The sequence below is a fragment of the Anaerobiospirillum sp. NML120448 genome (assembly GCF_023050945.1).
GTDB lineage: Bacteria > Pseudomonadota > Gammaproteobacteria > Enterobacterales > Succinivibrionaceae > Anaerobiospirillum.
Genome location: NZ_JALKIM010000172.1, coordinates 1 through 1,432, shown reverse-complemented (window position 1 = coordinate 1,432; position 1,432 = coordinate 1). Strand labels below are relative to the sequence as shown.

The following is a 1,432-nucleotide window of genomic DNA, read 5'->3' as shown; positions in this document are numbered from 1 at the left end:
CATAGACTCGGCACAGATACGCCCAGAGCGAGGGGCTTGGTAAACACCCCAAGGTGGTTGAGAACTCAATCTCTCTGTGTCGTAATTGTCTCTGCTCAACTAAAACCGAAGTTTCAAGCTCCATCCTAAAATGAGCTAGGCTCATTTTAGGATGGAGTAGTTGACTATTTTAACATGCTGCTAAAGATAAATCATGATTATACAAGGCTAGAGCCATAAGAAAAGCATGCTTTGACAAATAAATTACCAAACAAGCCCAAAACCCTCGTTCTCCTACCCTCAAGCTCCACCATCTCAAAGCCCCAATCACCTCAAAATTATTACCGCCCTTACCCAAAAAATAATCACTCAAACCCAAAGCCTAATACTCCCCTTTAAGACCTAAAGCACCAGCACCACACTCCCTTTTAATGGCTTAGTGCTTAGCTCTTGAAAGGCATTGGCATGACCAAGAGTTTAGACCTTCTTAAGTATGATGAAAGAGCTCAACTAAGGCTAATACGACCATAAGAGTAAGCGCAGCCACTCTCCACTTTACTGATGGTTTTACTGATTGTCTTGTGCAAGCATTGGCTCAGGCAAAGATCTTAAACCTACTAAGAGCTCACCCATCTAAAGGCTTAGCCTATCGCTCAGCAAATACAATCACCTCAACTAAGCCTAATAAGCCCCATAAGAGTAAGAGCAATAGCAACAGCACTCCAGCATTCCCTATTGAAGGTTGATTGATTGGCTTTTGTAAGGATTAGCTCTGACAAAGATCTTAAACCTACTAAGAGCTTACCCATCTAAAGGCTTAGCCTATCGCCTAGCAAATACAATTACCTCAACAAAGGCTAATACGACCATAAGAGTAAGAGCAATAGCAATCCAGTACACCATATTGAATGTTGCTTGATTGTCTTTTGTAAGGATTAGATCAGACAAAGTTCTTAACCCTACTAAGAGCTTACCCATCTAAAGGATTAGCCTATCGCTCAGCAAATACAATTACCTCAATTAAGCATAATAAGCCCCATAAGAGTAAGAGCAGTAGCACAAGCATTCCAGCACCCAGCACTCCCTATTGAAGGTTGATTGGTTGGCTTTTTGATGGATTAGCTCAGGCAAAGATCTTAAACCTACTAGGAGCTCACCCTTCTAAAGGCTTAGCCTATCACTCAGCAAATACAATTACCTCAACTAAGGCTAATACGACCATAAGAGTAAGAGTAAGACCAAGTGCTGCCATAATTCACTTTACTGATGGTTTTATTGGTTGACTTTTGTAAGGATTGGCTCAGGTAAAGATCTTAAACCTACTAAGAGCATATAGACCGACAATAGTATGATTTCCGTCTAAATTACCGAAACAAATCTGTAATCATCTATATGTATGTATAAAACCAAAATGTCAATATAGTATAGTTTCTTGTATCGATGCTATAATAGA

1 protein-coding gene is annotated in these 1,432 nt (G+C 40.1%); it reads right to left on the bottom strand.

The genetic code is table 11. From position 1 onward, the window contains the following. Positions 1–801 precede the first annotated feature (801 nt). Complete coding sequence (locus MXE38_RS12485; protein WP_281503220.1) at positions 802–927, bottom strand: hypothetical protein; 126 nt, start codon at positions 925–927, stop codon at positions 802–804. Between the last annotated feature and the right edge of the window lie 505 nt (positions 928–1,432).